5 protein-coding genes are annotated in these 6,012 nt (G+C 56.7%); all 5 read left to right on the top strand.

Translation table 11 applies throughout. The features are described from left to right. The first annotated feature begins 32 nt into the window (after window positions 1-32). Genes ydcS through patD form a run of 5 tightly spaced genes read left to right on the top strand, consistent with a single transcriptional unit; the run spans window position 33 to window position 5,383 of the window. Window positions 33-1,178: a putative ABC transporter substrate-binding protein YdcS gene (gene ydcS, locus ACZAHD_RS20990; protein ID WP_462458481.1), complete on the top strand. Its 1,146-nt coding sequence runs from the start codon at window positions 33-35 to the stop codon at window positions 1,176-1,178. 17 nt (window positions 1,179-1,195) lie between these two features. After that, window positions 1,196-2,209, top strand: coding sequence for an ABC transporter ATP-binding protein (locus ACZAHD_RS20985; protein ID WP_462458480.1), 1,014 nt, complete (start codon window positions 1,196-1,198; stop codon window positions 2,207-2,209). A gap of 1 nt (window position 2,210) precedes the next feature. After that, window positions 2,211-3,140, top strand: coding sequence for an ABC transporter permease (locus ACZAHD_RS20980; protein WP_462458479.1), 930 nt, complete (start codon window positions 2,211-2,213; stop codon window positions 3,138-3,140). Continuing rightward, on the top strand, window positions 3,130-3,936 hold the full coding sequence (locus ACZAHD_RS20975; protein WP_462458478.1) for an ABC transporter permease: 807 nt from the start codon (window positions 3,130-3,132) through the stop codon (window positions 3,934-3,936). The genes ACZAHD_RS20980 and ACZAHD_RS20975 overlap by 11 nt, the downstream gene beginning before the upstream one ends. 22 nt (window positions 3,937-3,958) lie before the next feature. Continuing rightward, complete coding sequence (gene patD, locus ACZAHD_RS20970; RefSeq protein WP_462458477.1) at window positions 3,959-5,383, top strand: aminobutyraldehyde dehydrogenase; 1,425 nt, start codon at window positions 3,959-3,961, stop codon at window positions 5,381-5,383. The last annotated feature ends 629 nt before the right edge of the window (window positions 5,384-6,012 follow it).

Raw genomic sequence — 6,012 nt, 5'->3', positions numbered from 1 at the left:
CGCTAATTTTATTGTGACAGGAGTAACACCCGATGAGCAAAAAAATTGCCCGTGGCAGCCTCTGTGTACTGGGTATGGCTATCCTGACGGCGCAGGCCGCTGAGTCGCCCGCTTCACTTGATAAAGGCGAAGGCCGGCTGGATATTATCGCCTGGCCGGGCTATATCGAGCGCGGCCAGACGGATAAAAACTATGACTGGGTCACCCAGTTTGAAAAAGAGAGCGGATGTCAGGTCAACGTCAAAACGGCCGCCACTTCCGATGAGATGGTCAGCCTGATGGCGAAAGGAGGATATGACCTGGTCACCGCCTCGGGTGACGCCTCTCTGCGCTTAATTATGGGCAAACGGGTACAGCCCATTAATACGGCACTGATCACCAACTGGTCTACTCTCGATCCCCGTGTTGCAAAAGGCGCCTGGTTTAACGTCGGCGGTAAGGTCTACGGCACCCCGTACCAATGGGGACCAAACCTGCTGATGTACAACACCAAAATATTCCCGATGCCGCCAGACAGCTGGAATGTGGTCTTTGTGGAGCAAAAACTCTCCGATGGTAAAAGTAATAAAGGGCGCGTCCAGGCCTACGACGGTCCTATCTATATTGCCGATGCGGCGCTGTTCGTTAAAGCAACCCAGCCGCAGTTGGGCATCACCGATCCCTACCAACTGACCGAAGCCCAGTATCAAGCGGTACTGAAGGTGCTCCGCGCTCAGCATGGGTTAATCCACCGCTACTGGCATGACACCACCGTTCAAATGAGCGACTTCAAAAACGAAGGCGTGGTGGCCTCAAGCGCCTGGCCATACCAGGCCAACGGCTTAAAAGCCGACGGCCAGCCGGTTGCCACCGTTTTTCCGAAAGAGGGCGTCACTGGCTGGGCGGATACCACAATGTTACATAGTGACGCCAAACACCCGGTGTGTGCCTATAAATGGATGAACTGGTCGCTGACGCCGAAGGTGCAGGGCGACGTGGCGGCGTGGTTCGGCTCATTGCCGGTGGTACCGCAAGGCTGTAAGGCAAGCGCGTTACTGGGCGACAAAGGTTGCGAAACCAATGGCTACAATGAGTTTTCTAAAATTGCATTCTGGAAAACGCCGGTGGCGGAAGGGGGGAAATACGTGCCCTACAGCCGCTGGACGCAGGACTATATCGCGATTATGGGCGGCCGGTAATCGGCCGGGGGCAGAACATGACGTACGCGGTAGAGTTTCACAACGTCTCACGTTTCTATGGTGACGTTCGCGCGGTGGACGGGGTCAACATGGGGATCCGTGATGGCGAATTTTTTTCCATGCTGGGGCCGTCTGGCTCCGGCAAAACCACCTGCCTGCGGCTGATTGCCGGATTCGAACAACTTTCCGGCGGGGAGATTTCTATTTACGGTCGCAAGGCCAGCGAGCTGCCGCCGTGGCAGCGCGACGTGAATACCGTCTTTCAGGACTATGCGCTGTTTCCGCATATGTCGATCCTCGATAACGTGGCTTACGGGCTGATGGTCAAAGGCATTGGTAAAAAGGAGCGCCATTTTCGCGCGCAGGAGGCGCTGGAAAAGGTGGCCCTCGGGTTTGTGCACGCTCGAAAACCGTCGCAGCTCTCCGGTGGACAGCGGCAGCGGGTGGCGATTGCCCGTGCTTTAGTGAATGAACCGCGGGTGCTGCTGCTGGATGAGCCGCTCGGTGCGTTGGACTTAAAGCTGCGCGAGCAAATGCAGGTCGAACTGAAAAAGCTCCAGCAGATGCTGGGGATCACCTTTATTTTCGTCACCCACGATCAGGGCGAAGCGTTGTCGATGTCCGACCGGGTGGCGGTCTTTAATCACGGGCGTATTGAGCAGGTTGATGCCCCGCACGATCTCTATCTGCGCCCCAAAACTGCGTTTGTTGCCGGGTTCGTCGGGACGGCTAATGTATTTGATAGCGATCTTGCCGTCCGCCTGTGCGGGATGCGCGGGGTCTGGTCACTGCGGCCGGAACATATTCGGCTGGACAGCGGCGGAGATGTGCAGGTCCAGGGCGTGGTGCAGGCGGTCCAGTATCAGGGGGCTGCGACGCGTATCGAACTGAAACTGGCGAGTGGCGATAAATTGCTGGTCAGCCAGGCGAACAGCGATGGCGGTATTGCATCCTGCGCGCCGCAGACCGGACAGACGGTACTGGCTTCGTGGTCGCGTTCGGCGATGGTGCCTTTGGAACAAGGGGGCTGAGATGACGATGGTCATTCCGCGCGCGCCGTCCGGGCGTCTGTCCGGACTCTTCTGGCGCAGGCCATCGCTGGGTCTGTTTTTACTCCTGCTTGGTCCGTTGATGTGGTTCGGTATCGTCTATCTGGGGTCGCTGCTGACATTGCTGTGGCAAAGCGTCTACACCTTTGATGATTTCACTATGTCGGTCACCACGGATCTGACGCTTGCCAACCTCAAAGCGCTGTTTAATCCGGCGAACTACGACATCATTGTCCGCACGCTGGTGATGGCGCTGTCGGTGACGATGGCCAGCGCAGTGCTGGCTTTGCCGATGTCGTGGTATATGGCCCGCTATACCCGCGGCAAAATGAAAGCGTTTTTCTATATTGCCGTCATGCTGCCCATGTGGGCGAGCTATATCGTCAAGGCTTACGCCTGGACGTTACTGCTGGCGAAAGATGGCGTGGCGCAGTGGTTTCTGGGGCATCTCGGGCTGGAGGGGCTGTTGAACCTGGTGCTGACGATTCCGGCGGTTGGCGGCAATACGTTGTCGACCTCAGGGCTGGGACGTTTTCTGGTGTTCGTCTATATCTGGCTACCGTTTATGATCCTGCCGGTACAGGCGGCGCTGGAACGCTTACCGCCTTCGCTGCTACAGGCTTCCGCCGATCTTGGTGCCCGCCCGCGGCAGACCTTCCGCCATGTGGTGCTGCCGCTGGCGATACCCGGCATTGCCGCCGGGTCGATTTTTACTTTCTCCCTGACGCTGGGCGACTTTATCGTACCGCAACTGGTGGGGCCACCCGGCTTCTTTATTGGCAACATGGTCTATTCTCAGCAAGGGGCCATCGGCAACATGCCGATGGCGGCCGCGTTTACCCTGGTACCGATTGTGCTGATTGCCCTCTATCTGGCGTTCGTGAAGCGCCTGGGAGCGTTCGATGCACTCTGAGCGGGCACCGCTGTTGCTGAAAGTGGCAACCTGGGGCGGGGTGGTTTTCCTCCATTTTCCACTGCTGATTATCGCGCTGTATGCCTTCAATACCGAAGATGCCGCCTTTAGCTTTCCGCCTCAGGGCCTGACCTTGCGCTGGTTCAGCGAGGCGGCAGGGCGCAGCGATATTATTGAATCCGTGACGTTGTCACTCAAGATCGCCGCGCTGTCGACAGCGATTGCGTTGGTACTTGGCACGTTGGCTGCAGGCGCATTATGGCGCAGTACGTTTTTTGGTAAAAACGCCGTGTCGCTACTGCTGCTGTTGCCGATCGCGCTGCCGGGGATTATCACCGGACTGGCGCTGCTGACGGCCTTCAAGGCTGCCAATCTGGAACCGGGCCTGCTCACTATCGTCGTGGGGCATGCCACATTTTGCGTGGTGGTGGTGTTCAACAATGTCATCGCCCGTTTTCGCCGGACGTCGTGGAGTCTGGTGGAAGCATCAATGGATTTAGGCGCTACGGGCTGGCAGACCTTTCGCTATGTGGTGCTGCCGAATCTGGGATCGGCGCTGCTGGCGGGGGGAATGCTGGCATTCGCCTTATCATTTGATGAAATTATCGTCACGACGTTTACCGCCGGACATGAGCGTACCTTGCCGCTGTGGTTGTTAAACCAACTGGGGCGCCCGCGCGATGTACCGGTGACCAACGTGGTCGCGCTGCTGGTGATGCTGGTGACGATGATACCCATTTTAGGGGCCTGGTGGCTGACCCGCGATAGCGACATGAGCGCTGAAAGCGGCAAATAATTTATATCTACAGGATAATACTATGCAACATAACCTTTTGATTAACGGTGAGTTAGTGGCGGGTGAAGGCGAAGTGGTGCCGGTATTCAATCCTGCTAATGGTGAGGTCATTCTGGAGATTGCGGAAGCCACAGAGGCCCAGGTCAACGCGGCGGTTGAGGCAGCGGATCGCGCCTTTGTCAGCTGGAGCCAGACGACGCCGAAAACCCGCGCCGACACTCTGTTAAAACTGGCGGAAGCGATTACCGACCACGCTGAAGCGCTGGCGAAGCTGGAATCCTTAAACTGCGGCAAACCCCTGCACTGCGTGATAAACGACGAGTTGCCCGCCGTCGCCGACGTGTTCCGCTTCTTTGCCGGCGCCGCGCGTTGTCTGCCGGGTATGGCGGCGGGTGAATACCTGGAAGGGCACACTTCGATGATTCGTCGGGATCCGGTTGGCGTGGTGGCCTCTATCGCGCCGTGGAACTATCCGTTAATGATGGCGGCGTGGAAGCTGGCACCAGCGCTGGCAGCCGGCAACTGCGTGGTCATCAAACCGTCGGAGATTACGCCGCTAACCGCGTTGAAACTGGCAGAGCTGGCCAGGGATATTCTCCCCGCTGGCGTGCTGAACGTGCTGTTTGGTCGTGGTAAAAGCGTGGGCGATCCGCTGACCAGCCATCCGAAAGTGCGCATGGTGTCGCTCACCGGATCGATTGCCACCGGCGCTCATATTATCGGCCATACCGCCTCGTCGATAAAACGCACGCACATGGAACTGGGTGGCAAAGCGCCGGTGATTGTGTTTGACGATGCGGATATCGATGCCGTTGTGGAAGGGGTGAGAACCTTCGGTTTTTATAATGCCGGTCAGGATTGTACCGCGGCCTGTCGCATTTATGCCCAGCAAGGGATCTATGAGCGGCTGGTGGAGAAGCTGGGCGCGGCCGTGGCCACGCTGAAAATAGGCCAGCCGGACGATCCGTCCACCGAACTGGGGCCGCTGAGTTCGCAGGCGCATCTGGAGCGGGTCAGCGCTGCCGTTGAAGCTGCACGCGCACTACCGCATATCCAGGTGGTGACCGGCGGAAGCCAGGCGGCGGGCAAGGGATATTTCTATCAGCCGACGCTGCTGGCTGGCGCAAAGCAAGATGATGATATTGTTCAGCGCGAGGTGTTTGGCCCGGTGGTCAGCGTGACGTCGTTCAGCGATGAAGATCAGGTGCTGGCATGGGCCAATGACTCGCAGTACGGTCTGGCTTCATCGGTCTGGACCCGAGATGTGGGCAGGGCTCATCGTCTGAGCTCGCGTCTGCAGTACGGCTGCACCTGGGTGAACACCCACTTTATGTTGGTCAGTGAGATGCCGCACGGTGGGCAGAAGCTCTCCGGCTATGGTAAGGACATGTCGATGTACGGTCTGGAAGACTACACCGTCGTGCGTCATGTAATGATAAAACACTGATATACATATAATTATATGTAATCTAACGTTTTATATTCCGGGTGCTTTGGCGTGGGGCATGGGGGCTATTAAAGTCAAAATTAGTGTTCAGGAGGGCAACCTGATCTCGGTTTTGTGCCGATATCTACTTCCCGTAACCCTTGAAAACCATCTGAGCACTCATATGCTCCCTCTGTCTGGCAATGAGGCTCGGGTTTGCCCCGCGCTCAGTGCCCGGCATGCAATACTATGGCGGGACTCATATGCTTTTCGGTGTCTGATTCCCGCCCTTTTCACTTGTTGCTTCCGCGAAGCAGCAATCGGGCCTGGCATGTAGAAAATACTTTTAGTCAGATATCGCTCTGAGATATTCGGATTGAAAACAAACGCGCCAGAGTCAGTTCTTTGCTTGCCGTATTCCCTTAGATGAAAACGACCAGGTGTGTTGTTCCTGCATGCAGGTAAACGGCATCTGATTTTTCAGGGCCTCGAAAGCTGGCTGTGTCAGATTTATTGTCCTTATTCCCCTGACTGTTTTCGCAGGTGAAAAGTGATCAGATGAGCACATCAGGAGTAAGTCACGATGAAACGGTTCAGAAGGGCGGGACTGTACAAAACTCACCTGGACTTACATTATCTGATTGTTATCT

It is taken from the genome of Raoultella sp. (assembly GCF_039594335.1).
Classification (GTDB): Bacteria; Pseudomonadota; Gammaproteobacteria; order Enterobacterales; family Enterobacteriaceae; genus Klebsiella.
Note: the sequence above shows the minus strand (reverse complement) of the source record. Positions and strands in the feature narration are given on the sequence as shown.